Here is a 25013-nt window from a genome sequence, read left to right on the forward strand (position 1 = left end):
CCACACCCGTCGGGACGCGATCCCATGGGGCTGGAGAGAGCCGCATTGCGGCGGATTCGATGCGTCAAAGACGCGATGAGTCAAGCCAGTGTAGGAGCCGTCGCCCCGTGCGCTGGTCAGAAAGATAGAGAAAATCACCCTGCTTTGAAAAAATGGCTATCCGAATGGGCAAAAAAAACCGGCGCACGAGGCGCCGGTTGTTCTAGATCGATCGAATGCGCAGCCGTCAGAATTGAAGCAGTTCACCTTGGGAAGGCAACGCTGCGGAAATCCTTGCACGACGCGCGGCTTCCTCTTCCCGTATACGGCGGCTCCGCTCTTCCGACACGCCGTTGTGTTTCTCTACAACGTAGATAAAGTAGGTGGCCTTTGCCGGACCAGGCCATTTTTTCCATTCGGCCATGATGCGGCTGCGAGTCTCGGGACCACAGGCAAAGTATGACGCTCGTCCGGAACGCCAATGGCGGGCATCCAGATCACGCATCATCTGCTCGTTCTCCTGCGCCCGTTGCATCCTTCGGGCTTTCTCGGCATCAACGTCCGTCTCCGGCGCCGGGGCGAGTTGGTCCGCAAACAGCGGACAGTCCCGCTCAAGCTTTCGAGCCGCGCGCTTGTGCCGATTGAGAAACGCCAGCTCTTTCCGGCGCGTCCAGGCATACTCTTCGAACCGAACCTTCCGATCAAATCGCATGTTTCGCTCTCCATTCAAGCCGCGAGCGGCGCGAGCCGAGACCGAGCATAGTCAAGCGTGCCGTCCTTCCTTTGCAGTCGCCGAGCCTCAGTCGAGCGAGGTTTGGCCAACGCGTAGCGCGTCGCCGCACCACGGCGAAAGCATCGAATCTCGGAATAGCCTTCGGCGATCGCCCGGTCCACGTGTTCGACGCCCGATACCACGACATTGTCGGATCTCCGGTATCGAGCCCGGCCAGCCTGCTCCTTCGCGTCGTTAGCCGCATCTTCGGCGACCCGGCGCGCCCGAGCGGCTTTCTGTTCGGCCTCCCATTCGGCCTGCTCCGCCTCGTCATATCCACAAAACACGAAGATCGCGCGCCGCCGGCGTACCGAATTCAACCCGCGCAGCGACAACCCATACCGCTCATGGACTACCTGCTTGCTCTGGTCATTCCAACCAACCGGGTGGTCCAGGTGTCTCAGCAACTCGCCGACAGCCCGCGCTTCCACCGCGGCGGCGAATCGATTCGGATGCTCGAACGTTGTCCGGCCTCGATCCAGCTTGGCCATCTCGACCAGGAGGCCATACCGACGCTGAGAAACTCGCCCTTGCTGCCGCTCCGCCTCGAGCCAATCGAGCGTCTTCTTCAAAACCGCGTCCGCGATCAGCTCGCGCAAGCGCTCGGCCACCGGAGAAGACGCGGTGCCGACATCCACGGGCCGTTGATACCGCTTGGGAAGATCTGGCTTGGCCAGAATCCCAGCGGCGAAGAGACGGTCGTCGACTTCATTGTAGGAAATGCCGGGCGGCGCCGACTCGAGTGCCGCGACAATCGCGGCGCCCATCTTGGCGTCGATCGGCCGCTTCTCATGACGGAAGATCGCCACTGCGGACCGCATAACATCGTACGGCAGCGAGTTACGCAGGCCTGGCACGTCCAGAAGAACGGGAACCCACTGGAGGTCGTACTGGAAGCGCTCTACGTTGCCACGGTAGCCGGCCAGCACTGAATCAGGAATCGGTTGATCCAGAAATAGAGCCTGCGCGACATGAAGCTCGTGCCGGCCGTTGACACCTCCGGACAGCGCGAGTCGCGGGCCTTGCGAGGTGTAGCCAAAGAGGGTGAAAGCTACGCCGTCGCAGACAGACGACAGGGAAAAACTGGAACCCACCGCGCGCGCGGACGCCACTTCGACCTCCAGCTGCTCCGAAGAGAGCACCCACGCCGGCTTGCTCGCCGACTCGAAAACGAACTGGAAGATCTCTCAGCGCTCGCGGTTGACCTGCCACGGCTGCAGCACCTTCCCGTCCTCCGTGAACCAGCGGTCACGAATCTCCGCGAAGAGAGACGTAAAAATTGCGTGGGCGGTTCCAGGCTGGCGAACGGTCAACATCCCGTTGTAGCGCAGGATCGGCAGCGCCGTGCCCCAGCGCGTCAATGAGATCTGCGTCGTGTCGTAAGCGGCTAGCGATGCATCGTGGAAGAAGAGGTGCAAGACGTGCGCCAACGTGTCAACTTTGATTGCGTTGTCGGGAGTATGGATCGTGTACATCAGTGGTTGACCTTACAAAGAAAGGGCAACCACCCCATCCGGGCGATTGCCCCGGATTGGGAGAAATAGAAAGTGGAGCGTTAGGCGATATCGAGCAGGCTCGATACGAAGGAGGCGACGGCCCATCCATGGGAACGCGTCAGCGTCTTAATGCGAATCAGGGGTTGCGTTCGCCAGTGATCAGCAGGTCCCTCGACATGGAGCCAGACATTATCGACATGCACGATCCACCCTTCCGACACCCCTCGCTGGAGCGACACGTAAATCCGACGTCGGTCTCCACCAGCAATGGGCCACTGGGCCCACGGCCTCGAGCCAAAAACGATTTCGCTCGCAAAAGTGCTTCGGTTCGCAACGCTCACCCATTCCGGCTCAAGGCTGGCGCCGCGAAGCGCCTGCTCGATGGACCGGGCGACCTCTTCGACCGTCTTATCCGCGAATTCGCGCAGATCCGACCACTGTTCCTCCGCGTCAGACATGGACACCTCCGAAAACAAAAAGGGCCACACCGGAAGGTGTAGCCCTTGATAGAAAACCGGCCGCCTAGGGACGGCCGTGAGTTCGATTTAACGCGTGTCGTGACGCAGAGAACGACGTTGGTCGCGCTCGGCCTTGCGACCGCGCTCGCACGCGACGATGCCGTAGCCGCAGAACACCAGCGTCAGAAGCAGTGCAACAGGACCGAAGTACATATTCATTCTCCGTTCATGGAATCCATGCCCACAATGTAGGTTATCACACCGATCACGACCAGTGCCCCGACGTTCATCGCGGCCCAGATCGAGAAACCCGAAATGGCGTGCACATAGCCGACTGCGCCGACGATCGACGAGACTGTCAACGTGTGGCAAAACCGCCCGAATTGCTGCCGCTGGTCCTTCGACCAGGACGCGCGGACGAGACGGGCACCCAACCTCGACCGTGGCTTCGAGGCGAGCTCCGTTACCGAGACAACGTCAAAGGTATCCCCCTTCGACTGTATCAGCGTCGCCACAAATCCATCCCCGGTTGCCGTGGCCAGCGGAGGCGCCTCAAACGCGTTGATCGAAAGCAACGCATCTCGCATTGCGACAGAGACGCGAACGATCTCGTCTTCGGCGTCGAACGATCCGCGATCGACGACCGTCAGGCCCGAAGGATATTCGACGCGAACATCAACGATTTCCATCGCTATCTCCTATCGCCGGTCGATATCGAGGCCATCCACGAGACGCAGGCCGCCGAGCAAAGCCTGGTACCCCTCGTCCGTGTCGAGCTCGGCCAGCGGCACCACGTTGTCCCCACCGCCGGACAGGTCGCGATGCCCGCGGCGAGTCCGGAACGACACCGCGACACGCTGACGCGATGACGAATCAGCGACCTCGAGCATCATCCGGCTAGTCCGCAGCGTCACGCGGCAACCGCGGCCAGGTTTCGCCGGCTCCGCCACCACCTCATGCTCGCCCGCGCGCAACCGGAGGTCGCGCGCAACACGGTGTAGCATTCGCGTCGCGTGGTGGGTCAAAGCAGCATCGGCCACGGCGCCACGCGCGCGCCGGTCCGCATACAAAACTTTCGGTACCTTGAACATCTTGCCCTCGGAATAAAAAAGCGAGGCCCCAAAAGGGAACCTCGCTATGCAGGAAGAAGCCGGCTGGTGCCGGCGATAGAGCGGCTTAGCGCGTGATGCGCATGCCGGAAGAACTGCTGACGAGCATCACGCGATCACCAGGTGCGAAGCGCTGCTCATCGGATTGAACGACCACCAAGGTCCGCCCGGACCCGGTGCGAACGACGACCTCGAGGCCCGCGTGACGTGCGAGGGACTCCGACAGCCGCTGCGAAACATAGGCAGCGCCGGCGCCCGCCAGCGCGCCGGCGATGTACCTGCCGTTTCCTCCCCCGATGGTGCGGGAACCGAGAAACGCGCTGACACCGGCGCTCAGGAGCGAAGCCAGGCCGGAGCGGTCGGTCTCGGAACTGATCGTGATGCCACGCACGCTGACGACCGTGGCCGCCTCGATATCACCTGCGCGCTGGACGTCGTAGCGCTTGTAGACGTCGGGAGAGCCGAAGTCATACGAAGCACACGCTGTCAGCGACGCGAGAAGCAGGACAGAGATGAGAAGCCTGAACATGACGATTGCCTCGAAAAAAAGCAGGGCAATCGCCCGTCAGGGAGAGTGCCCTGACTGGGAAGCCGACATTGTGTCGGCGAGAGAAATGCGCACGGGCTGAGCCGGTGCGGCTGGGTCGATGCGCAGAAGCGCGAGAGTCAAGGTCAGTGTAAGACTCCAAGCCGACGCTGCGCGCCGGAATCATCGAGAAAACCGCCCCCCTTTCTTCTGGACGAAAAAAAAGCGCTTGCCCGAATGATCGGGAGGCGCTGGATAAAAACGGAGACGACCTAGAACGGCATGTCCACTGCCTTCGACTTGCGGACCCTCGGCTTTTTCGGCTCGGGCGCGTCATACCCGAATCGGCCCCATGCTGCGGGGTCTAACGGCACCGGATTCGTTCGGCCCGTTGCCAGGTTCACAAACACTGCGGAATAAGAAAGCGACCCAGTCCGATAGAGAGTCCAAAGCAGATTAAATGCCTGGACGGAGATCGCCTGGTTGATCACCAACGACTGCTTGCGCAGCGCGTCAGCCATCGAGCACGACGGCATCTCGTCGCCCTTGTCGTTCCGGGCGTTCAGCAGGTCCGGAAACAAATCGCCCACATGCGGCAACCTGTCGTGGCGGGCCTTTCCAAGCTCGCCGAGAATCACCTGCCCCCGATCGGTCTCGTTGCCGCAGTCGAGGTAGTACCTAACTCGCCCGCGTTTCGCCGCTTGCACGATCGCATGCCGCGCCCGCCGCGTGTCGACGCATCCAACCACGAGGTCCGCAACCAGCCGTACGCCGGAGTCGACCCGACGCGGCTCCGCTTTCCACCGCGTGCCCATCAGATTGTTCAGCCGGTGCACCATAAGCAGGGCCTTGTGCTGACCGACATCGGACGGATAAAAACCCTGCCGACCGACGTTCGTCTCACTCACCGTGTCATCGTCGAACACCGTGCATTCGATTCCACCGGGGTGTCCGAGATCAATCATCGCGTGATGAAGCCGTGCGAGGCTAGGAAGAAACGCGCTCCCCGTGCCGCCAGCGCCGACAACCACTACTTTCCACGGCGCATTCACCATATCAGCCGGAATGCGATGCTGAATGGGACCACTCATCACGCTACCTCCTTGGCCAAAGCAGCGGCCCAGGCTTCTGGAACGTCCGGCAGATTCTCGAATATCCTCTTCACGCAGAGACGAAGCGCGCGCGACGGCACCCTGTCGCAGTGCCCCAGCACGAATGCAAACTTCACATCGTACCGGTCGTCCTTATCGTCCTGGTTTGAGAAAAATGCCCTCCCCCTTCCATGGGAATGGCAGTCAACTACGAGCCACTCACCATCGGCCAGACTTGGCCGGTCGTAGTCGAGATGCGAAGGCCCATGCGACAAAGATTTCAGAGGAATCAGCCGCCACTCGCGAGAGGCTGCCTTCCAAACGATCCAGGCACCAGTCTCGTTCGGAAGCGCGGTACGCGTCATCGCATGAAATTCCGCAATGAGCTCCGGCGGCACAGGGCCACAGCGCAGTTCCGTGGCTTCATCGACTGAGCCGTACGGGATCGGCGTCGACTCGTGGTACGTCGCGACACGGCGCACCGCCCGGATCCACGGTCGAAGGACTTCCAAAAACACCCCGTTCGCGGCGATGAGGAGACGCTCCCCGGAGCGTTCCATCGGATGCACCGGTTCGTGTTTGGGTACCATCACGGTCGGAAAGGACATCTGAAGCGCTGTATCGATCGGATTCATTCACCACCTCCGTTTGCACCACACACGAGCTTCCGGACTTTGTACGTCGTTGGCACCAGCGCATTCAGCGGAAACCTCTCGCCAAACTTGCCGTCGAGCATGTCCTGCCAGAACGCGAAGACACCGCGCTTGTACTTCACGCGCGCGGAACCGTGGTTCGGGTGAGTAAAGGCTGAATCGAAAAATGCCGCCTCCCACCCCTCGATCGACTTCACCTCGATGCGGGCTGGGACCTTCGCAGTGCCGATGCAGATCTGGCCGTCGTTCCACGTGTTGAAGTATGGCGGCTCGAAAAGTGGCGTGTCGGCAGATGGCCGTTCGCAGGTCTTCGTTGAGAACACACGAAACCCGGTCGCCGCTGCTTGAAAAACGAGGCCTGGATGGGGCACCACCGCCGACCTAACACCTAACTCACTGCAATCGAAGAACACCCGGCGCATCGCCGGCGGGCTCCACCATGTGACCCCGGTACTCGACAATCCGAGAACGTTCGGGGGCAGGAACTCCGATTTCGGCGCTGCGTTCCGGTCCAGTTGAATGAGCGCGCGAAGCAACGCGTTGCGATCCACTGGCCTCCCCGCACCGATCACGGGCCGCCCAGTGCGATCGTGGACGATCTCATGGACGGTGGCGAACTGATTGCCGGATCGGCCAGCATAAAAAAGAATTGCAGATTCGAGCTCAACGGCGCGCGATCGCTCTGCTGTTGAAAGTTCAGACATAGGAATCCTCGGGTGAGTTAAAAGGTGTCCAACACGCCGAGCAAACGATCGACATGGTTGAGCATCCGAAAGCCGAGCGCGAGATCGCGGTACTGCTGAGCGACCGTGACGCTGGAAGTAGAAAGAGGGATGAAACCGTTGAAGTAAGTCTCTTCGCCACCTTGGTGGGCATAATTGAAGTGATCGTCGAGAAGCTCGGAAATGAGGGGGTTCTCGTCGATGACCACGGTGGCCAACGAGTAGATCGGTTGACCATCGATCCCATCGCCGAGCAAAAATCGTTTGCCCGCAGTACGCAGAAGACGCGACAGTGTGGAGAGTTCATCGCAAACCTTCGCCATCCCGCCGCCCGCCAGCGGGCGCAACTCCGCCAACTCGCGCTCCGATAGATGAAACGACCTGGATCGTCGGCCCTTCACCTTCGCTGGCATCCGAACATCATCTGGGTAGACTTGCGGGCGCACGACGCTGGGAAGGCGCCTTTGGATCGACTTTTCGTCGTCCTCGTACATTTCCCGGAGCCACTCGAGCGCTTCCTCGTCAGTCGCTGATTCGTTGTACTCCCAGTGATAGCGAGAAAACTGGCTGAGGAACCATCCTGGCGTTCTGATCAGTCCCGTTCGACACGACACTTGATCGAGGATCGATATCACCGAAGAGAGCAACAACGGGTGAACCTGCTGGGCCGCTGGCGCGAACCTAGCGAGCGAATACAACCCCTCGTCCGCCATTTCCAACGCGAGGTACAGTGGTGAAACCAACCTCGATTCGTCGTCACCGCAGCGGCATTCGACCATCTCCACTACCGCCTCCCGCTCCAGCAGCACCGGCGTATACGACACATTCAGGGTTTCCATGCCAACGCGTCCCAACCAAACCTTGAAGGCCTGCTTAAACGCATCCAGCGCGCCGGACGGGTTCTCGACATCGGCCGCGCGGAGCGGACCATTAATGAAGTGCAGCTTCACCATCTCTGCCAAATCCAGCTCCGTCCGCCATCGATACACCGCAGCGACGGGAACGCATTCCGAAAGCATCGGCAAGGTCAGAAAACCATCGGCAGATCCACTTCGGGGAGCTGAATGGCGCGCCGATTCCCAATGTGGGCAGGCGCCGTCAACGAGGACTGAATCAAGTCCCGGAGTGCCGTACAGCATTTAGCCACCTCGTCATCATGAAAAAAAACCGCCCATCCGGGCGGTTCATGTTGGTCAAAACCGTTGTCCGGATCGGACAGGGCTGCGAGCAGGGCGTCCTTACGCATGGGCACCCTTGGCGCCCGCCGCGCGGACGAACTTGTAGGCCATCACCTCACCCTTGACGGCAGGGCCGTCGACCCCTGCGGTCGTCAGCTCGGGGTACTGGGCGGTGTACAGATCGCGAACCTGATCCGGCGAGAACGCGGGACCGGGGTCCAATAGCGTCATCCCGTTGTAAGTGAACTCGCGAATGATTGCTGCAATGCTGATCGTCATGGGTCACCTCACAGGATCAAAGACGAGAGATCCGTGCCGGCAGATTTCTCCCCGGCTGCCGGCGTCGTGTCGTGCGAGGAAGCAGCAGTACCGGCTTCAGTCTCGTCCTCCTCAACATCCGCGTCGCCGTCCCCGCTCGTATTTTTGGTCGGGGGCTTCGACACATTCGACAGGGCCTTCTGCGCTTTCGTCGCCTGAGTCTGTTGATTGGCCTCGAGGATCGCATTGGTCGCGGCCACCTGCTCGCCAAGCGAGCAGTGCGCCACCGTGAAGCTGGCGACGGCTGTCGCGAAGCCCTCATCGAGATCCGCCGCCGTACCATTCAGGATCAAGGGCTGCCGCATCATCGCGTCCTTTCCACCGGCCGGCACCAGAAACACGGAGATCTGGTCACCGTTCATTGCCAGTGTCAACACGAGTTTTTCCGCTGAACGAAGCAGCGGTTCGAGTGCTTGGAACATTTAAATCTCCAGAAAAAAGCGCCGCTTGAGGCGGCGCAAAATGTCAATGCGGCACGGAGATACCGTCCGCTACTTAGAACTTCAAAACCTTCAGGAGCTTGCCGTCGTAAGTGAATCCTTCGACAGCGAGTAACGCAGCGATGACATCAGCCTTCGACTTCGAGAACACCTTCTTAAAGCTGTCGCCCATCGATTCGCGCAGCCCAAGCTCATCCGCGATCACCATCATCTCGGCCTTCGTGACGAGTTCCAGAAACTCCTTGTCGAGCTTCCAGTATTTCGTCAGGTCGAGATCGTGGTGTTTGCAGATTTGTTTGAGATACGAAACATCGAGCCCCTCGATGGCCGCGACAAACATGCCCGTGATCAGCGTAGCCGCCTGCTCATCCGACGTGGCGCCAGCGAGCACGAGGCATTTCGAGAGATCAGACAGAGGTGCCTTCTCGGCCGTCACTTTTTCGTAGACGGAGCGAAAGACCTCTTCCTTGATCTGGCGCGCGTATCCCGACAGGACAATCGCGATCAGGTACTGTCGCGCAAGCGCCGCGTTCTTTCCGACGTCTCTGCGAAGTGCCTTGCGCCAAAGCGCCTCGCGATATTGCTTCACCCGGTCGGATTCCGCGACGATGGTCACGGGCGCTGCAATTGGAGGATTCGCGTCAGACGTCAAGCCGCTCGCGCCGGCAGCTTTCGCGCCCGCACGAGAACCCTTCACGTCAGCCGGCTTGGCAGATGCCTTTTCTGCAGTCAGACGAGCAGCAACCTTGCGCATGTTGCACACGGTATCGAAACACTGCCCGCGGTAGACCTTCCCCAGTGAATCCGGCAAACCGCTGACGGCCGCACCGTAGTTTTGACAGGCGTTGCATGCTTTTGCCTGCTCCAGTCCCACACCTTTAGGCCCCTCGATCGCGAGCTGGACTCGCGTGTGGTTGTCGCCGGCACGCACGATGCGCACCGCGGGAAACTCGTCCCGCAAGCTGCCGGCAATCACGTCGAGTTGCTTGTCGGTCTTGGCGTTGTAGCATTGCCGATTCGTGCAATTGCCGGTTGCGATGGACTCGCCGAACATTTCCGACTGCATCGCTGAATTGTGCTGACATGCCGCGCAATCACCTTTGTCGAAAATCGCCGCCGACAGCGAGCACGCTGCGCTCTCGACGAGCTTTCGTACTTCCGCGATCGACTTCTTCTCGGCAATGATCACGGGGAGGACCCGATCCTGATTCTCCTTCGACAGCGCAGCGAGCAGCTCCGCGTGTCCGAGTAGGATCTGGCGCGTGTTGAGAGCGACGAGAACGTCGCTACTGCAGTTCAACAACGCGAGACGGCTGTTGAGTGTCGGGACGCTCCAGCCTATGCGTCTTGCGGCTTCTTCGCGATCCCCCTGGCATCGGCCGAGCAGGCGTGCCGCCTCAACGGCCTCGTCACCCGGGGACATATCGTCACGCTGGATGTTCTCGATGAAGGCAATTTCCTCGGCCTCGACCTCGTCGACGTCCTTGACGTTCACCGGCATGTCGTACTCTGCGCCGTGTGTTTCGAGCGCCGCTTTATAGCGTCGTCCGCCGGCGATCAGCTCGAAGAATCCGTCGTCGATCGGACGGACTATCACGGGAGTATCAACACCGCGAGTCGAGATAGACGCCTTCATTTCGGCCATTTTGGCGTCGTCGAAGTATGTCCGTGGATTTCGACCCAGCTTGATACGACCGAGCTTGATCGTGGGCTGCTGAAGTGGTGCTTCTTGCATGTCGAGTTCTCCTGAGAGGGAACCCGCCCCGATCGGGAAAGGTTCCCGAGGGGTTGAAAAAGTGGGCCGGCGCCGCCGGCTGAGTCGATGCGTCCGAGACGCAGTAGATGAGGAAAAGATACCGCTTGAAATTTGGCGGCCTTCCCGAAAAGGCCGGAAGAATCACCTAGCTTTCACCGGAGGGGTATCGAAATGCTTCCGTCGCCTGAAAGAAAAAAGGCCCGATCGAACGATCGGGCCCTGGGGAGTAAGAGCGGCGCGCCGCCGCGCGTTCTAAAACAGAGCCAACTGATCGACGGCGTCGAAAATGCTGCCCCGCGACTGCTCGACGGCCGCGTCGAAGAGATCACTGAGGGTATCGTCAAGAACTCCGGTCGCAGCGGTAGGCACCTCAATAACCGTGTCCACAGCGAGGTCGCCGTCCCCCTCGCCTTCGGGGGCCGGCTGGACTTCTCGTGCTGGGTCCAGGTCGTCCGTGCGCCGTCCCAGCGCCAACAACTCGCGCATGGCGTCTGCCTGTCTCCGCAGCCGGAGCTTCGATCGCCACCCCCCGAGGATGTGCGCAGGCGTGTACCACATATCCGACACCTTTCCGGTGAGCGCGTTTCCGTGTACGACGATCGCTGGGACGTGCATCATCGCCAGCTGCACGTACGTCATGTGGACGCAGCGTGCGTCGATGTCGATGCAGGTCGCATGCATGGTCTCCTGGTAATTGTGGCCCACCGAAAGCAGCGCGTCTGCTGTCGCGATCACCATCCCGCCAGCACCGCAGGCCGGTTCCTGCATGCGCATGAACCCCTCGCGCTCGATGACGTCGCTTCGGCCACCAATAGCGATCCCAGCCATCAGTCGCGAGACTGAGTACGGAGTGAAGAACTGGCCGGCCCGATCGTTACCGATACCCATCATCATGTAGGTCTCGCCGAGCACATCCGTCAAGTTGCCGGGGCATGGCAATGTTCCCGGCGGCAGCGCGTCATCGACACCAAGCCGGTGCTCGAACGAAAGTGTGAGCTCCCCGAACATCCGAGCAAACAGTTGGACTTCGGCAGGCTTGTATTTTCCGACGATATCCAGGTAACGCTTTTCGCGGGTATCGAACTGCGGTTTGTCCACGCGGTTGCTCAATGCGATGGCAGCCATCTCGACGAAATCGGCGAATACAGTGGCCGGCGGATGCGCATAGCCGAATTGCTTGATCAGTTTCACCAGTTCGGCCTGGTGCGGATCGGCTGCGTGCATGAATTTTCTCTCGGCGCTCTTGCGGCTCATGCTGCGACCTCGAGCCCTCGGAAAATCGATGATGACATGTTGCTCTCCAAATTGATGACGGGAGAGCACGCCCTACGGGAGTGATCCCGTAGGGGTAAAGAAGGTAGGCCGTGTGCGGCCATGGGTCGGTGCGTCGTAGACGCGGTAAGTGGAGGAGATGGTATTCGCGATACAGACGCCACTGCCTCCAAATGCGGCCCCGTTCAAGTACGCTTTGATGCACATGGGCAAGCATGCGAGATACCCACATTTACGCTGCACAAGCTTGTGGATAAGTCCCTGCCACCCAAGTCGAGCAACGCTCGAGGGCCGATGCTTATTTTTTAAGCACCTGGCGTTCAACGCAACCGGTTGTGCGGGGTTCGATGAAAAGAACCAGGAAACCAGTACGCTTTCGCCCCTTGCTAGCCCCCCCTCCGGCAGCATGGTTGAGATGGGCGCATCCGCCGCCTTCGACGAATCTACCGGGCACAAGCACCATGATCACTCGCTCCACACGCGCATCCGAGGACAGCCCTCGTGGTCTCCTCATTCTGGCGCTGGCCAGCCTTCGCGGTCCGAACGTTAACTAGTTCCGGACGGCAACACCTTATGTTTTGCTCAACCCCAACGACACTCAGCCAAGTTGCCGGCGAGCTGGTCGCTCAGCTCGCGAGCAGCGAGGCTTCGTCCTACCTCACAATCTTGGCGGTAGCCGGATTGGTTGTAGCGGCCGCGAACACCGTTCGACTGGTGATGTCTACTGTCCGGCGCTACGAGCGACGGCGCGCGGCGCGAATCATGCAGATGCGGCATCCCCACTGCCACGTCAGGCGTCTCGCCGACGGACATTGGCTGCTGATCGACAAGGACACCGGCAAGGTGTACATCCCGCCGCGGCTCGCGCATCCACCTATCGATGAATGGATATAGCCCTACCATGACGCCTTCGATCAGCCATTCGCCTCAAGACCCGCCGCCTCTTCGAAATCGCGCGCGTCAGCTCGAACGGCACTCATCTGCACGGACGGCTCGGGCTGCTAGAGTCGGCGACCAGTGTCGGACCGGAGGAATAGTGGCAGATTTGACGCCAGGATCGGACCGCTCGCGCTCGCCGTATAGCATTTCACAGGGCACGGCCGGGACCTCTCATCGGAGTGCCCAGCGACAACGAACGCGTCGCCAACCAAGGTCTCGTTCTCGGGCATCGTCATCCCGCTCGACCAGGTCCAGGAAAACCCCGCAGCCTTCGCGCGCCAGCTCGAGCGCGCGAAGATCAATCCGGGCTACGCGCAGTGCCTCTGTCGCGGCACTACCGCGCCGCTGCGTCTCCAGATCCGCCGATACGGTAGTCTGCTTCACCTCGCCGGTTGGCCAGATGAAGGGCCATTGCATGACCGCCACTTCTGTTCGTTCCACAAGGACCCGACCGAAGGCAGCAGCGGCGCGGGCAAGACCTTGCCGGGCATCGTGGCCACCGCGGTAGGCTTGCGAGCGAAGCTGGACGTAGCGCTTACGCAGCGCACTGTGGCCAGTGCTTCCAAGGGGCCTCGGCAAGCCGGCGCCTCCGCTACGTCGCGCCGCTCGGCGCCCCTCCTCGGCTTTCTGCAAACGCTATGGCAGGTTGCCGGGCTCAACCGCTGGTCCACCACCGACCGTGCGCGAAACTGGGGGGTGTGCAACGCCCGCATTCTCGCCGGCATCGGTGACGCCGTGATCAACGGCGAACCTGCAGAAGACGTTCTCCACGTCATGCGCAGATTCCAAGAGGCGGACCGGGCAGCGATCAACGCCGAATTCGACGCGTTCCTCCAGCGCGTCGGCCAGCGTGATGGCACGAACCATCGTGGCCTGGTCATCGGTGAACTCGCGGAGGTTGGCACGACTCCATACGGCCGGTCCATCTCCTTGCGCCAAAGCGCGAAGCGATACTACTGCAGCAGCGATTTGATTGCGCTAGCCGAGAAACGATATGCGCATGCCTTTCGTGCACAAGGCGACCGCGCGGCGCGCGTCGTCGCCATACTCGTGATCGAACGCACGGCCAAGGGCCATCACGTCGTGGTCGATCTCGCGGCAATGCTCTGCTCCTCCACCTACATCGGCTGCGACTCGATCCACGAAGTCGCAATGGCGAACCGTCTCGTCGCGGAAGGCCGCAGCTTCGACAAACCGATCCGTCTAGAAGCGGAGGCAGAGATGCTGCCCGACTTCGTTCTCACGGACACGGCGGCGCCGACGCACATCGAGGTCTATGGCATGAACGGCATGGCCGAGTATGAATCTCGCAAGCGTGAAAAGCAGCGCCTGCGAGTCGCGCGATGTATTCGGGCCGTCGAATGGAATATCGACACGACCGCACTCGCTACCGTGCAACTGCCGCCCATCGCGCTCTGGTCGGTCTTACCTTGATTTCTCGCCGGGACTTGCATGATGAACGTATCTCCCCAACCAGGACGTTTCTCATGCACGGTAAAGCACTGTTCCTCCAACGCGCAGTCTCTCGCACTGACCAGTGGGGTCCGCGATTCCCGACCCTCTCCATGGCCTGCCACCGGGAAGACTCGATCTCAGGTGGCCGCCAGATCGCGATCGCTGTCACCGACGCTGATGGAATGAGATTCGCCGCATTCACCAATTTCGGCGCGATACTTGAATTTCGAGCATCGTGGACCGAGCTGGAGCGTGCCGGCACTTGGTGGCACTACGCACGCGCCTGGCACTTCTGGGTGGTAGATACGGAAGAATCCGCGCTGCGAGTATTTCCTACCGATTTCGGCGGCCTTATGGTCACAGAATCGGGAAAAACCGGAGCTTCTGGGGCATCTGCGGCCGCTCTCATGACTCTCATTCAGGCTACTGAGCGGCGCGCATCTCGCATCTCATGCGGTCGATAATCCTTGGGAAGGAATACTCGCGCTTTTCTCTGTATTACCGGCGAGAAAAACCGGCAATAATGCCGGCGACGAGAAACTTACATCCTTCCGACAAATGATCGAACAGCTCTATCCCTGTGAGCACTGTGGCGGCCGGCCAACCGTCGGCCGGTCCCAGCGACTCGTAGATGGCGATGACAATCACCAATTCGATTTCGGCCAGTTCGGCCATCTCGCCGGCCCGCCACGTCTTGGCGACGTCCTGCCCCGTCCGCCGGAAGCACCGAAGACCGAGGCACTGGTCTGCATCTACTGCACTGCTTGCGGCATGTCGACGCAATGGGAACCGGTCGGCGATGACGAAACTGCCGCGAAGAATCGATGCGCAGCGACATGGATGCGACGCATGAGCCGGCCAGTGGCGTCTAGCGGCGATCTCCAGGGCCTGATCGAGAGGGAGCTCGGCGCATGTGACGCGCAGATGGTGCTCGACATGTTGTCGCGCGCCGAGGGGGACTGGTCCGAGATCGGCCCGATCTTCAAGATGTTGGCTCAACGGATCGTCGATGCAACCATTGTCACGTTCGACACTTGGCCGATAGCGCCAGTGCTCGATGACGCAAGCCGTTATCGAAAGCTCTTGCAGCTGGCAAAGTGGATCGAGGTTGATGGCGAAGACTACATCCAGTTTCCGAAGATTTATTCCCCGAACGAACATCGAGATTTTCTTTTCGAAGATCGAATCGCGACCGCTGTGGACGCTATGCCGGATCGAGATCGATGGTAATCGCCGGCGGAGAACTAGTACCGAACTAAATTTAGCCAAAACGGCTACGCCGAATAATTTCGATATTTTGAACTAATTGGCCGATTGAAAAAGAATCGTGCGACCCGCCTTCTCGGCCTCGTCCTGCTCGGCTTCATGGCCCACAAAACTCGCGCAATGCGAAAAAAAAGCCGGCTTGCGCCGGCTTAACGAGGTTTCTGGCGCAATCCGAGGGCCGTCGCCAGAACCTGAGAGACAAGCTCATCTTATCGAGCCCGCAGCGCTCGTCGTGCCCGTTACAGTGGCGATTTCTCGCTCCATTCCCAGGACTGCAATGCTCGCCTCGAGTACTCGATAACGATCGAGACTCATTCGCTGGACCGCGCCTTCTTTCGCGGTCCAGCGCACCGAGTAAGCGTCGCTAGTCCGTTCTCGCGTGTCGTGTCCGGCCAGGCCCAGAAGTTATCGCGACTCCGACGGCGGCACTTGGTCCCAGACGCTTGACTTCCGGCGGTCGACGGTACGCTAGCTCCGTTGGCCTCGCAATTACTTACCGAGGCTCCGACCTCACATAAATCAGCGAATGGGAACGAACCGAATGGGCTACATCAACCCGCTATTGAAGCTCTCCGCGACGCGCCAACTTCTCGAACTTCCCATCGAGTCTCGGCGCGCAATTGCTTCAGTGCTACGTGAACTGCGCAGCCAGGCGAATGCGGAGGCAGAAGTCGCATGGGCTCGGCGCAAGGGTCCAATGGCCGCCTACTGGCGCGCGGTCGCGACATACGCACGGCATTTGGCGCACGCCACGGCCAGCGCTCCGGCGCGGCCCGGGTTGCACTCGGCGCCATCACCTAAATCACCCGCGCGGCGAAGCTCCAGCAAGCAATCGGTATAACGCTTGCCTCGAAATGCCCAGCGCCGCCGCGGCGTGACTCTTGTTGCCGGCAGCAGACGCCAGCGCCGCGTTGAGCTCGTCGATCGTCGGCAGTGCCTTCCTCAGTTCCGTCTGTCGCGCGAACGTCGAAAGGTAAGCGTTCGCCTTTGACGGCCGGCTGTGGCCAGCCGCCTCGACAACCCGACGCTTCGCATCCTCATGGGCGCCAGGAGTCGGACGAGAAGATGAGCCTTTGATCGGTGCGGGAACCTCAGCTATCTGCTCATAGAGGGTCTGCAGGTACTGGTGACGCAATCCGTGGCTCGTCACGCCAATACCGCCCTTCGTTACACCATGCTTGGCGAGCACGTAGTAGTACCAGTCGCGCCACTGCTTCAGCGTTCGTCCTGTTGGGATCGTGGAACCGGTGACCCCGTTGCTCAGGCGCGCCGCCTCCTCGAGGATCGCGATCTTCCGCTCGATAGGAACCTCGCGCGGCCGCCCACCCTTAGTGCCTCGCGTGACCGTAAGCGTGCGAGGATTCCGCACGGCCTCCACCGGTCGCAGCATGAAGCTTTCCTCAACGCGTAGCCCGAAGGCCGCCTGTAGTTTGAGCTGTACCGCCGTGCATGGGCACGTCCCCGCGATTTCCTCGATCTTGCCGACGGCGTCGACGCCATTCGCCGCCCAAGATTTGTCCTCGGTCGCCACGTAGCTTCGCGCGAGACCTGCTTCGCGGCGGTCAACGTAATCGCCGAGCGTACCGACGAGATTGTCCTTGCCCATCCACTGCGCGAGGGCCCGCAGGTATGTGAGCTTGTTCTCGATCGTGCCACCAGACTGCCCGTCCTTGACCCAGCGCCCAACGAGGTACTCGACGTGCTTGGTTCTCAGCGACCAGGGCGTCTGCACAGCAAACCCGCCTTCGCGCAACTCGACGAACGCCTTGCAGATCGACGTCGCTCGGTATTCCTGAGTCTTGATCGACAGCGCGCGTTTGCTGATCCGCGTCGTGCTATGGATCTCGGCAACGTGTTGGTCGAACAGCACCAGCAGCGCGTCGCGCAATTCGGGCAACAGTCGATAGCGGCCCACAACAGCTCGAACGTTGAGGATCGCAGCCATCCTTCTACTCCTTGCGGCGGATGCCGCATTCACCTGGCGAAATTCCGCCGCCAATCACTGTCGTCAATTAATCGTGCCGAGCGCTGCATAGGTTCGCTGCGTCGGGCCATCGATCGCGCTATGCGGATCCAAGGACCCCATCCCGGGCAACGTGGCCACCTGTATCCGCGATCCCATCGTAGGGTGGAGAGCGACGCCGTCAAGGACACGTCCGCAGCGAGTAGGCAGTGCGCGGACTATTCCGCTGCGCCAGCAATCACCGCTCCGCGCGGACTATCCCCGCGTCAGCTGCCCTGAAGCGTTCCGCAGTCTTCTCGACGCCCCATAGACGTACACCTTTACCGCCCGGCGTGCGTCCCTACCTGACGCGCCGTGCGGTTCAACCCCGCCCATCGCTAACGCGATCGGCTTCGCCAGTATCCGCCGGCGCGGTCCTGCTGCTTCCTGTCCTTTAGCGATTCCATCCGATCAGCCCGCTGCATGGGAAGAGCATGCAATCCGACTGTCCATTCTGCTGCCGTGACTGACGCGGCCCGCGCTGCGCGCAAGCCCTCCGCCGATCATTTCGCGCCCGTGTAGCGGACGCGCTGCGCGAAGTCCCTCCGCCCAGGTCAGCTTCGTGGCTACCCTGCCAGCCTGACGCGTTCGCGTCTCGGCGTCGACCAACCTCGCGGTCGCCGGCGCCGGGCTATGTGCCGGGCAATTCCTGTTGCGCATTTCTGTTACGGCTGCGCCTACCGTTCGGTCTTCCAATCAGGGAATCGCGACACCGGTCTCTCCGGTTCGCAAGGCTTCCCCCGCCCCCAAGCACGTTCACGTCGGCCGCGGTGTATCGGGCTTCCTGAACGCACCCAGCTCGTTCGCTGAAAGGGCGTGAGCAGACGCAAGCGAGGACGCGTGGACTGTCCGGTGTCCGGTGTCCACATGTCCTCATTGCGTCCCATTGCGGCAAACCACCGCCAATCGTATGGATATCGCACTGTCCAGGGGTCCTCAAGGTGGACCACTGTGTACTTGATTTGCTTCAGAAAAAGGCCGCATCAAAGTGCGGCCCGGTCATTTCACTGCGCGGGAGGCCCAAGGCGGGCCAGAAGGAGGGGCGTGAGCGCCTGGCGCTCGAGTTCGATGCGTCGATGACGCGGTAGGTGATGTCAAGAATATGCCGAGATGTCACCTTCCACCGCGCGAAAGCTGGCGGGAAGCGCGCCGCTTTCCAAAACTTGACTTCGCTGCGCGCTCGATAGACTGAATTACGCAATCTCGGACTTTATCCGGGAGTTTGAACGACTCGTTCGAGCAATCTCCCACCGTATCTCCGACTTCGGCGGCAGCGAATCTCAATGTCCGACTTTATCTAGGACATTTTGCCGATGCCGCCTCGTTGTCCGGGAACAGGTTCGAGCATGTGCCTTCCATTTCAACCTATCGACCGAAGGAGTCGCCCTTGAAAACTGCAGTCTTTGCTATCGACGTCGGCTACGGCAATACGAAATACGCGCACCGTGCCGCAAACAACGCCGTCGCATCCGGCATGTTCCCTTCCCTGGCGCCACTGGCAGCGAGCCGCGCAATCGCCGGCTACGGCGAAAGCGTCCTCGCCGCACGCACGGTCGCCACCATTGTGGTCGACCAGGTCGAATACGAGGTCGGCCCCGACGTCTCGCTGACGGCCGCATACGGCCACACCGGCCGCGCACTGGCGGACGACTATGTCTTGTCCGCCAACTATGCCGCGCTGCTGTTCGGCGCGATTCACTTCGCCGGCGTCGACCACATCGAGCGACTCGTGCTGGGTCTGCCGGTTCACAACATGAAGAAGTATTCGGCCGAACTCAAGGAGCGTTTCACCGGGCAGGTGGATTTCGGCGCCGGCCGCGTCACGATCGACAAGGTCATGGTGATCCCCCAACCCCTCGGATCGCTCGTGCTCGCTTCGAGCAACCGTCAAGGTGGGTTTGGTCGCGATGTCGAACACCTCGTTGTCGACGTGGGCTACTTCACCACCGATTGGGTCTACGCGAATGGCTTCACGATGGACGACAAGCGCAGCGGCGGGATGCCCGGAGGCGCGTCGCAGATCTACCAACGGATCGCCGCCCTGATCGCGCGCGACCAAGGCGATGCAGTCGAGGACATCGAGCGCATCGACAAAGCGCTGCGCGAGAAGAAGCCCTTCTTCTTCTATGGCTCGGACATCGACCTCGAGCCCTATCTGGAGATGGCGCAGCCACTGATATCCGGCGTCGTGAAGGAAATGCAGAACAACGTCGGTCGCCTGGCGAACGTCCGGTCGATTATCCTGTCAGGCGGAGGCGCTGCGCTCTACGCGGCTGTCATCCGGCGCGCGTTCCCGCGCGTCTTGATCGAGGTGATCGACGCGCCGTGTCTGGCGAACGTGCGAGGCTTTCTCCTGGTCGGTGAGTCCAGTCTCACCCGCGAGCGGCGTTAAGGAGCCGGCATGAGCGACAAGATCGAGATGACCATCACGATCAACGAGCTCGTGTCGCCGCTGCTGTTCGAGCGGTTGAGCTCGTGCGCCTCGGCCCGCCGACGGGCCGCCGTGCTCAAAGCATTGGCGGAATCGGCGTTGCGGGCAGAATTGATCGGGCAAGTCGCGCCAGTCCCGCCGCCGCTGGCCGCAGTAACCTCACCCACGCCTCGGCAAGAGGTACCGGTACGCCCGGTTAGTACGCCCGAGAACGACGAATTGAGGGTGCTCCGCGTAGGCGACGGTACCAACGACCGAACCAGCTTCGACGACGCGCTCCACGACCAGCTCGGCGCGTGGACGTGACGCGCAAGCAGCTCGCCGAATCCCAACTAGCTTTCCTGACAAACCTGAGAAAATAGCGATACGAGGACGGTGTTCACGACGCGTTTGGCGCCCTGCACCGAAAAACAAGGAGAAGAAAGTGCTGGAACTGATCGAATGGATCCGCAACGGGGAACTGATTCACAAACTCGCGTCCCCCTACTTCTGGCTGGCAATTGCCGCGACCGCGATTGCCGCTGAATACTTCGTCAAGGCATGGCACGCCCGCGCGGCAAAGGGCCAAGGCAACAAATGAACGGAATCACCAGCACTATCTCGACTATGGTTTTGGGGTTCCGGGCACTTCCGTTTATCGTGCGCCGCATTCTCCTTGTTTTGGGGTATTCGGTGACCTTCGCCTTTGGCGCTTTCCTGCACAACCGGGGCGTCGGCGACCTCGCCTTTCTGCTTCTCCTCGTCGGCGGGATCGGGACGTTTTGGGCCGGCGGTGTCTGGCATCTGGTCAAATTCGGGCTCCTGCTGGCGCTGCTCGTCTCGCGCGACTGAAAAAAAAGCGGCTTCCCGAAGGAAGCCGCCTGTCGCCATGTTTAGTGCTGTCGGCTCTTCGCCTTTTCTTCGAGCCAAGCCATACAGAAGTCGACCGCCGGTTGAAAGGGTTCATCCCGCAAGACGTACCGATCCTCACCTTCCAGCAGGCGATCGATCACGTCGAAGCGGGGACCTTGAAGGAAGTCCGCAGCACCTTCAACAGATGACGAGACCGGCACCTCAACGATCTCAAACTCATCCAGCACAAGTCGAAACGAGCCCATCATTCACCTCGTGATGTAGCACGGCGCGACACGGCCCAGTGGGGACGTGTCCCCACCGGGTAAGAAAAAGAAAACGCCGGCTATCGCCGGCGTCAACGTCACATTGCAGCGTGCATCCCGCCACCGCGGATCCGCGTCAGATTAAGCTTCCGCGTTTCTTCGCGCGCCAGTTGCTTGGCGCGCACAAGGTCACGCTGTTGCTCCCGCCGCTGATACTGCAACTTCCACACATCGCAGAAATCCACGCCTTCGACGACCGACTTAACGATCGAAACGCGCTTTCCCCCCTTGCGGATGCGTTCAGCAAGGACGTTCGCGTGATGCTCGCCTGGTCGATAGCCGCGTCGCTGGTCAAGCTTGTCGCGATCGGCGTAGATGATCACGTGGTCGTAGTCATCCCAGGTGATGTCGGCGTGCTCGAGACCACCGCAGTTCAGCAGGCAACGTACTTCAATGCGGTTCTCGAAACTGGCGACCACCGCAAAACCCGTTTCCGCGCCTTCGACGAGTGCAAGCGTGCGAGACCGCCTCGTATTGAGCAGAACCGACGCACCGAAGCTGCCAGTTGGCGCGCTCATCTCAAGCTTCGCTCTCGACGTTCCCTTTTTCGTGAGAAATGGAACCTTCTCGCCTTCGCGCGTCAGGTAGGTGCGATGAATCCGCATCGGTTTCCCTTCCCTCGATCGGGCACGCTGAAGCATTACGGGAAACGTTCCCTGCTTCATGCCGAAGGCATCGATGTACGGCATCCCGGGATGACAGCGCACGTCGCGACCGATCCAGTCGACCTGCAGCCCGGGGATCCTGCTAGACAGGTATCGCCAAACTGCAGAGTCGGCAGCCACCGGAGCCGCGCCGTCCCACGCGGCCTGCAACTCACGACGCTTCTGCTCGTCGCTTTTCTCAGGCCGGACCATCACGGGCCTGGCCTTGCGCACTACCGAGGGAGGAATCCCCCCGTGGTAGTTGCCAGTCTCGAGCTCGTAGTAGATTTCGCGATACGGCTTGCCCGTCACTTCGTGGATCAGTTCCACGCCCGAGCCGCCCTTCACACAACGTGCACAATGCCACCCGCCGTTTGGGTCTCTCTCGGCGGGAAAAATTCGGAAAGTCTCCTCCCCTTCGCAAATCGGACATGTCCACCACCGCCCTTTCCCACTCAAAAATCGGGAGTCGATGTAGTGGGGAAAGATGTTCGGCCAGTCCAGGTTCGCGAGAACCAGTTTCTTCAGCTCGCGCATGATTCGTCCTCCATCCGCCCGAAGGCGGAAACGCGTGCGGCCATCACTCGGATGGCGAGCACAGATGGGTCACCAAAACTTTCGTCCGCAGTGGTCTCCAACATCACGTCGGATTGACGCGACACGGACAACTCCGGGTAGGACGAAAGCGAAAAGCACTTCACGTTCAAGGATTTCTCCAGTTGGACTGCGGGGTTTTCGATGCCTGAGACAGGCGCAGAAACGCTTGCTCAACGAAGCCGCGCGTCAGGGCGCCGGCTTGGTTCAGCAACGTCGACGAAACAGGGCGATGCGGGAGGGGGGGAAGGCAACGTGTGGCGGGCCCGAGGGCGCGCCACACGCTGAAGGTGAGAAGAAACGGGAAGAGAAAGCGCAGCGGTGAGCCTTTACGGGATCAACTCTGCGTCGAACATTTACTTAGGGTCGGATTTAAAAGGGGATGTCGTCATCCAGTTCTTCGAAGCCGCCACCGCTGGCCGACTCGCTCGGACGACTGGAGCCGCCACCGCTGCTGCGCGTGCCTCCACCACTCGAGGCACGGCCACCATCGCGCGCGGTGTCGCGGCCGCGGCCGTCGCCCTGACCAGCACGGGCACCACCGGATCCGCCGGCGAACCCGTCGTCGCCGCCGTTGCTGCTGCCCGCGCCACTGCGGCCGCCAAGCATCTGCATCTGGTCAGCGACGATCTCCGTCGAATAGCGATCCTGGCCATCCTGCCCTTGCCACTTGCGCGTGCGCAGGCGCCCTTCGATATACACCGACGAGCCCTTCTTCAGGTACTCGTTGACGATCTCGGCGAGCCGGCCGAAGAACGCCACGCGATGCCACTCGGTCACTTCCTTGAACTCGTTGGTGGCCTTGTCCTTGTAACGATCGGTCGTCGCGATACGGATGTTTGCCACCGCGTCGCCGCTCGGCAGGTAGCGCACTTCGGGATCGGCGCCGAGGTTACCGACGAGGATAACTTTGTTAACAGATGCCATTCAGAACTCCTACTTAGTAATTGACCACAGCCATTTGTCCCACATGACTTGCTGGCCGTTTTTCATAATGGGTGAACCGTCGTCTCCAAATGCAGCGACCTTGATCTTGCGAAGGCGCTTCACCGAGACCATGTCCCCAACGCTGCACCCACACGTGTTGATCGCATCTTTCAGGCCCTCGCCCTGGAGTACCCGAGCTCCGTTACGCGTATCGAGGTGCATGGCGAAAGACTTATAGGTGTCAGGCCCGCCTGGGCGCCGATTGGGGAACTCTTCCTCGCCCCAGGACGTAATCCGACCTTTGACTGCAGCTGAGTGGCTTACGTCACCACCGGCATCACGCAGACCGCCCAACCGACCGGGTTCTCTCGCCGGCAGTGCGCGGTGCCGCTCGCGTTCGGCAGGAACTGCCGGCTGCGGCTCATCCACCGACTGGAGCACCCGCGCAAGCGGGACTGCAGGGGTAGAAGCACGGGTAGAAGCGGGAGACGATACCGTAGACGTCGGCAAGCTCTCACGGCGAATCGCAGTTGCGATTGCGTCCTTCAGCGGAGCCGAGTGCTCGTGGATCAACGCCCAATGCGGCGCCAACGCCGGCAGGATCTTCGTACCGAACATGGTGTCGCCAGGCGTCTCGTCGAAAGCCGGTTCGAACTCGACCACACAGTCGCCCTCGTCGACGAACAGGTGGGCTACCCCCCCGATCGTCACAAACGTCTCGTTGGACGCGCCCGTGCCCACCGTTCGTTCAGTTGGCCCGGATGACGTCGACGAGGGTGCAGTCGAGTCGCGAAGGCCACCAGGAAACGCCTGCGCGAGCATGCGTGTGATGAACATCGCTACACCGCCCATTGCCCCTCCAGCGATAGTTGACCGCTGCACCAACGCTTGAGCCGATCGAAATCGTAGTTGAGAAGGGGCACGTCGCGGATCGCATCCTGCATCGCACGTGGACGCACACGACCAAGGGCACAGACGACCTGGTACGGAATCGCTCCCGTCCAAAGCTCCATGATCCAGCCGAGCGTCGCGTAGTAGTCGTCCTTGTCGACCGGACGGTTGCACATCCGATGATGCAGAATCTCCGCGCAATCGATCAACGCCTCGGGGACGTTGTCGCTATGCCTGCTGTCGAGCGCGAAAAACACGACCGCCTCAGCGAGCTTCTCCCGAACATGAGGCTCCCAGAGGTCGGGGTGCGGCAGCGGTTCGGGTTTAACAGGAGTGTTGAAAATCGGCGATGCGCTGCCAAAGATGTCAAGCTGCCAACCAGCCACTTGTGGTTCCATGAGCGTGCTCCGGGTTACGACCGGGCACCTCATTCCCCTTACCGGGAACGTGGTTCCCGGTGGGAGATGGGGTGACCGTGCGAATCGCTTCACACGGCCGGACTGGGGCGACTTACTTCGTGCCCATCTTCATTGACTGCGCACTGGTCGAGCTCGACCTAGCCTTCAGGGGGATGACGACAGCGGACTTCGCGTACTGGCGTTGTGGGGCGGGCGGGACCTTCACGTTGGAACGTGCTGGTCCAGTTTGACTGCGCTCCACCTGTTGCGGAGCGTTGTCTAATTCCCGACCATCGGCGCTATCTCGTTCGCGCGACTGCGGCTCTTTCTTGGAGCTGCTTTTGAGATAGCCAACTGCTGCCACGACCGCGAACACGGTGACGATGATCGAGTGCGCGGCGATATAGAGCGCCAAACACAGCGCGAGGAACTTGCCGGGCGATTTAAACGCGCCGAGGAACAGGGACTTCAACATGCTTCTCTCCAGAGAAAATTGAACAGTTGGATGCCCGGACGGTGTCCGGTGGTTTCGATGCTCG

At 60.9% G+C, this 25013-nt stretch carries 29 protein-coding genes; 6 read left to right on the forward strand and 23 right to left on the reverse strand.

From position 1 onward, the window contains the following. Positions 1–226 precede the first annotated feature (226 nt). The 16 genes from F3J18_RS01620 to F3J18_RS01685 all read right to left on the reverse strand — a co-directional run bounded on the left by F3J18_RS01620 (position 227) and on the right by F3J18_RS01685 (position 11752). Entirely contained in the window at positions 227–691 is a 465-nt protein-coding gene (locus F3J18_RS01620) for a hypothetical protein (RefSeq protein WP_166910924.1), read from the reverse strand. A gap of 14 nt (positions 692–705) precedes the next feature. Then, complete coding sequence (locus tag F3J18_RS01625; protein ID WP_240156345.1) at positions 706–1863, reverse strand: hypothetical protein; 1158 nt, start codon at positions 1861–1863, stop codon at positions 706–708. Positions 1864–1938: 75 nt separating this feature from the next. Beyond that, on the reverse strand, positions 1939–2226 hold the full coding sequence (locus tag F3J18_RS38010; protein WP_240154474.1) for a hypothetical protein: 288 nt from the start codon (positions 2224–2226) through the stop codon (positions 1939–1941). A gap of 80 nt (positions 2227–2306) precedes the next feature. Beyond that, on the reverse strand, positions 2307–2705 hold the full coding sequence (locus F3J18_RS01630) for a hypothetical protein (protein ID WP_205195243.1): 399 nt from the start codon (positions 2703–2705) through the stop codon (positions 2307–2309). Positions 2706–2792: 87 nt separating this feature from the next. Beyond that, on the reverse strand, positions 2793–2924 hold the full coding sequence (locus tag F3J18_RS38500; RefSeq protein WP_275691106.1) for a hypothetical protein: 132 nt from the start codon (positions 2922–2924) through the stop codon (positions 2793–2795). After that, positions 2921–3394: a hypothetical protein gene (locus F3J18_RS01635; RefSeq protein ID WP_166910928.1), complete on the reverse strand. Its 474-nt coding sequence runs from the start codon at positions 3392–3394 to the stop codon at positions 2921–2923. Before F3J18_RS01635 ends, F3J18_RS38500 begins: the two co-directional genes overlap by 4 nt. A gap of 9 nt (positions 3395–3403) precedes the next feature. Further along, positions 3404–3796, reverse strand: coding sequence for a hypothetical protein (locus F3J18_RS01640; RefSeq protein WP_166910930.1), 393 nt, complete (start codon positions 3794–3796; stop codon positions 3404–3406). An 85-nt stretch (positions 3797–3881) separates the two neighbouring features. Next, the gene (locus F3J18_RS01645) at positions 3882–4343 is read right to left on the reverse strand and encodes a hypothetical protein (protein WP_166910931.1); all 462 of its coding nucleotides are present in this window, start codon (positions 4341–4343) and stop codon (positions 3882–3884) included. A 269-nt stretch (positions 4344–4612) separates the two neighbouring features. Then, positions 4613–5431 carry a PRTRC system ThiF family protein gene (locus tag F3J18_RS01650; protein WP_166910933.1) on the reverse strand — a complete coding sequence of 273 codons (819 nt, stop codon included), beginning with the start codon at positions 5429–5431 and terminating at the stop codon, positions 4613–4615. Continuing rightward, positions 5431–6066 (reverse strand): PRTRC system protein A, encoded by a 636-nt coding sequence (locus tag F3J18_RS01655; RefSeq protein WP_166910935.1) that lies wholly within the window; start codon positions 6064–6066, stop codon positions 5431–5433. The genes F3J18_RS01650 and F3J18_RS01655 overlap by 1 nt, the downstream gene beginning before the upstream one ends. Next, positions 6063–6788: a PRTRC system protein B gene (locus tag F3J18_RS01660; protein WP_166910937.1), complete on the reverse strand. Its 726-nt coding sequence runs from the start codon at positions 6786–6788 to the stop codon at positions 6063–6065. Before F3J18_RS01660 ends, F3J18_RS01655 begins: the two co-directional genes overlap by 4 nt. Before the next feature lie 17 nt (positions 6789–6805). Next, a complete protein-coding gene (locus F3J18_RS01665) occupies positions 6806–7945 on the reverse strand; it encodes a PRTRC system protein F (protein ID WP_166910939.1) in 1140 nt (379 codons plus the stop codon). A 99-nt stretch (positions 7946–8044) separates the two neighbouring features. Beyond that, complete coding sequence (locus F3J18_RS01670; RefSeq protein WP_166910941.1) at positions 8045–8263, reverse strand: PRTRC system protein C; 219 nt, start codon at positions 8261–8263, stop codon at positions 8045–8047. A gap of 8 nt (positions 8264–8271) precedes the next feature. Next, positions 8272–8724: a PRTRC system protein E gene (locus F3J18_RS01675; protein WP_166910943.1), complete on the reverse strand. Its 453-nt coding sequence runs from the start codon at positions 8722–8724 to the stop codon at positions 8272–8274. A gap of 73 nt (positions 8725–8797) precedes the next feature. Continuing rightward, a complete protein-coding gene (locus tag F3J18_RS01680; RefSeq protein WP_166910945.1) occupies positions 8798–10477 on the reverse strand; it encodes a PRTRC system ParB family protein in 1680 nt (559 codons plus the stop codon). A gap of 273 nt (positions 10478–10750) precedes the next feature. After that, on the reverse strand, positions 10751–11752 hold the full coding sequence (locus F3J18_RS01685) for an N-6 DNA methylase (RefSeq protein ID WP_166910947.1): 1002 nt from the start codon (positions 11750–11752) through the stop codon (positions 10751–10753). 1185 nt (positions 11753–12937) lie between these two features. Here F3J18_RS01685 and F3J18_RS01690 point away from each other — a divergent pair. Further along, on the forward strand, positions 12938–14143 hold the full coding sequence (locus tag F3J18_RS01690) for a DUF1173 family protein (protein ID WP_166911093.1): 1206 nt from the start codon (positions 12938–12940) through the stop codon (positions 14141–14143). Positions 14144–14722: 579 nt separating this feature from the next. Then, positions 14723–15394 carry a Lar family restriction alleviation protein gene (locus tag F3J18_RS01695; protein WP_166910949.1) on the forward strand — a complete coding sequence of 224 codons (672 nt, stop codon included), beginning with the start codon at positions 14723–14725 and terminating at the stop codon, positions 15392–15394. Between the two features lie 838 nt (positions 15395–16232). On the opposite strand, the gene F3J18_RS01700 is transcribed toward F3J18_RS01695, so the two are convergent. Further along, a complete protein-coding gene (locus F3J18_RS01700) occupies positions 16233–17375 on the reverse strand; it encodes an integrase domain-containing protein (RefSeq protein WP_166910950.1) in 1143 nt (380 codons plus the stop codon). A gap of 1444 nt (positions 17376–18819) precedes the next feature. Here F3J18_RS01700 and F3J18_RS01705 point away from each other — a divergent pair. From F3J18_RS01705 to F3J18_RS01720, 4 genes are all read left to right on the forward strand, one after another. Continuing rightward, on the forward strand, positions 18820–19824 hold the full coding sequence (locus F3J18_RS01705; protein ID WP_166910953.1) for a PRTRC system protein D: 1005 nt from the start codon (positions 18820–18822) through the stop codon (positions 19822–19824). A 9-nt stretch (positions 19825–19833) separates the two neighbouring features. Beyond that, positions 19834–20169 (forward strand): hypothetical protein, encoded by a 336-nt coding sequence (locus F3J18_RS01710; protein ID WP_166910955.1) that lies wholly within the window; start codon positions 19834–19836, stop codon positions 20167–20169. 118 nt (positions 20170–20287) lie between these two features. Beyond that, entirely contained in the window at positions 20288–20443 is a 156-nt protein-coding gene (locus F3J18_RS01715) for a hypothetical protein (protein ID WP_166910957.1), read from the forward strand. Continuing rightward, positions 20440–20694 carry a hypothetical protein gene (locus F3J18_RS01720; RefSeq protein WP_166910959.1) on the forward strand — a complete coding sequence of 85 codons (255 nt, stop codon included), beginning with the start codon at positions 20440–20442 and terminating at the stop codon, positions 20692–20694. Before F3J18_RS01715 ends, F3J18_RS01720 begins: the two co-directional genes overlap by 4 nt. Positions 20695–20735: 41 nt before the next feature. Here the strand turns inward: F3J18_RS01720 and F3J18_RS01725 are convergent, their stop codons facing one another. The 6 genes from F3J18_RS01725 to F3J18_RS01750 all read right to left on the reverse strand — a co-directional run bounded on the left by F3J18_RS01725 (position 20736) and on the right by F3J18_RS01750 (position 24949). Continuing rightward, positions 20736–20963, reverse strand: a complete 228-nt coding sequence (locus F3J18_RS01725; protein WP_240154473.1) for a hypothetical protein — start codon at positions 20961–20963, stop codon at positions 20736–20738. Between the two features lie 95 nt (positions 20964–21058). After that, complete coding sequence (locus tag F3J18_RS01730; RefSeq protein ID WP_166910961.1) at positions 21059–22201, reverse strand: toprim domain-containing protein; 1143 nt, start codon at positions 22199–22201, stop codon at positions 21059–21061. 429 nt (positions 22202–22630) lie between these two features. Next, positions 22631–23185 carry a single-stranded DNA-binding protein gene (locus F3J18_RS01735; protein ID WP_166910963.1) on the reverse strand — a complete coding sequence of 185 codons (555 nt, stop codon included), beginning with the start codon at positions 23183–23185 and terminating at the stop codon, positions 22631–22633. Between the two features lie 9 nt (positions 23186–23194). Continuing rightward, the gene (locus F3J18_RS01740; RefSeq protein WP_345891673.1) at positions 23195–24022 is read right to left on the reverse strand and encodes a hypothetical protein; all 828 of its coding nucleotides are present in this window, start codon (positions 24020–24022) and stop codon (positions 23195–23197) included. Between the two features lie 2 nt (positions 24023–24024). Next, positions 24025–24474 carry a hypothetical protein gene (locus F3J18_RS01745; protein WP_166910967.1) on the reverse strand — a complete coding sequence of 150 codons (450 nt, stop codon included), beginning with the start codon at positions 24472–24474 and terminating at the stop codon, positions 24025–24027. Between the two features lie 112 nt (positions 24475–24586). After that, positions 24587–24949 carry a hypothetical protein gene (locus F3J18_RS01750; protein WP_166910969.1) on the reverse strand — a complete coding sequence of 121 codons (363 nt, stop codon included), beginning with the start codon at positions 24947–24949 and terminating at the stop codon, positions 24587–24589. Positions 24950–25013: the final 64 nt, after the last annotated feature.

This window comes from Burkholderia sp. Ax-1720 (genome assembly GCF_011753035.1).
Taxonomy (GTDB): domain Bacteria; phylum Pseudomonadota; class Gammaproteobacteria; order Burkholderiales; family Burkholderiaceae; genus Burkholderia; species Burkholderia gladioli.

Excerpts from the sequence above, each read along its gene's own strand:
- F3J18_RS01645 (WP_166910931.1), bottom strand. The coding sequence starts at position 4,343 with ATGTTCAGGCTTCTCATCTCTGTCCTGCTTCTCGCGTCGCTGACAGCG.
- F3J18_RS01640 (WP_166910930.1), bottom strand. The coding sequence starts at position 3,796 with ATGTTCAAGGTACCGAAAGTTTTGTATGCGGACCGGCGCGCGCGTGGC.
- F3J18_RS01670 (WP_166910941.1), bottom strand. The coding sequence starts at position 8,263 with ATGACGATCAGCATTGCAGCAATCATTCGCGAGTTCACTTACAACGGG.
- F3J18_RS01745 (WP_166910967.1), bottom strand. The coding sequence starts at position 24,474 with ATGGAACCACAAGTGGCTGGTTGGCAGCTTGACATCTTTGGCAGCGCA.
- F3J18_RS01735 (WP_166910963.1), bottom strand. The coding sequence starts at position 23,185 with ATGGCATCTGTTAACAAAGTTATCCTCGTCGGTAACCTCGGCGCCGAT.
- F3J18_RS38010 (WP_240154474.1), bottom strand. The coding sequence starts at position 2,226 with ATGTACACGATCCATACTCCCGACAACGCAATCAAAGTTGACACGTTG.
- F3J18_RS01635 (WP_166910928.1), bottom strand. The coding sequence starts at position 3,394 with ATGGAAATCGTTGATGTTCGCGTCGAATATCCTTCGGGCCTGACGGTC.
- F3J18_RS01725 (WP_240154473.1), bottom strand. The coding sequence starts at position 20,963 with ATGATGGGCTCGTTTCGACTTGTGCTGGATGAGTTTGAGATCGTTGAG.
- F3J18_RS01695 (WP_166910949.1), top strand. The coding sequence starts at position 14,723 with ATGATCGAACAGCTCTATCCCTGTGAGCACTGTGGCGGCCGGCCAACC.
- F3J18_RS01750 (WP_166910969.1), bottom strand. The coding sequence starts at position 24,949 with ATGTTGAAGTCCCTGTTCCTCGGCGCGTTTAAATCGCCCGGCAAGTTC.
- F3J18_RS01740 (WP_345891673.1), bottom strand. The coding sequence starts at position 24,022 with ATGTTCATCACACGCATGCTCGCGCAGGCGTTTCCTGGTGGCCTTCGC.
- F3J18_RS01655 (WP_166910935.1), bottom strand. The coding sequence starts at position 6,066 with ATGAATCCGATCGATACAGCGCTTCAGATGTCCTTTCCGACCGTGATG.
- F3J18_RS01650 (WP_166910933.1), bottom strand. The coding sequence starts at position 5,431 with ATGAGTGGTCCCATTCAGCATCGCATTCCGGCTGATATGGTGAATGCG.
- F3J18_RS01680 (WP_166910945.1), bottom strand. The coding sequence starts at position 10,477 with ATGCAAGAAGCACCACTTCAGCAGCCCACGATCAAGCTCGGTCGTATC.
- F3J18_RS01630 (WP_205195243.1), bottom strand. The coding sequence starts at position 2,705 with ATGTCTGACGCGGAGGAACAGTGGTCGGATCTGCGCGAATTCGCGGAT.
- F3J18_RS01665 (WP_166910939.1), bottom strand. The coding sequence starts at position 7,945 with ATGCTGTACGGCACTCCGGGACTTGATTCAGTCCTCGTTGACGGCGCC.
- F3J18_RS01675 (WP_166910943.1), bottom strand. The coding sequence starts at position 8,724 with ATGTTCCAAGCACTCGAACCGCTGCTTCGTTCAGCGGAAAAACTCGTG.
- F3J18_RS01720 (WP_166910959.1), top strand. The coding sequence starts at position 20,440 with ATGAACGGAATCACCAGCACTATCTCGACTATGGTTTTGGGGTTCCGG.
- F3J18_RS01685 (WP_166910947.1), bottom strand. The coding sequence starts at position 11,752 with ATGAGCCGCAAGAGCGCCGAGAGAAAATTCATGCACGCAGCCGATCCG.
- F3J18_RS01730 (WP_166910961.1), bottom strand. The coding sequence starts at position 22,201 with ATGCGCGAGCTGAAGAAACTGGTTCTCGCGAACCTGGACTGGCCGAAC.
- F3J18_RS01620 (WP_166910924.1), bottom strand. The coding sequence starts at position 691 with ATGCGATTTGATCGGAAGGTTCGGTTCGAAGAGTATGCCTGGACGCGC.
- F3J18_RS01710 (WP_166910955.1), top strand. The coding sequence starts at position 19,834 with ATGAGCGACAAGATCGAGATGACCATCACGATCAACGAGCTCGTGTCG.
- F3J18_RS01660 (WP_166910937.1), bottom strand. The coding sequence starts at position 6,788 with ATGTCTGAACTTTCAACAGCAGAGCGATCGCGCGCCGTTGAGCTCGAA.
- F3J18_RS01700 (WP_166910950.1), bottom strand. The coding sequence starts at position 17,375 with ATGGCTGCGATCCTCAACGTTCGAGCTGTTGTGGGCCGCTATCGACTG.
- F3J18_RS38500 (WP_275691106.1), bottom strand. The coding sequence starts at position 2,924 with ATGAATATGTACTTCGGTCCTGTTGCACTGCTTCTGACGCTGGTGTTC.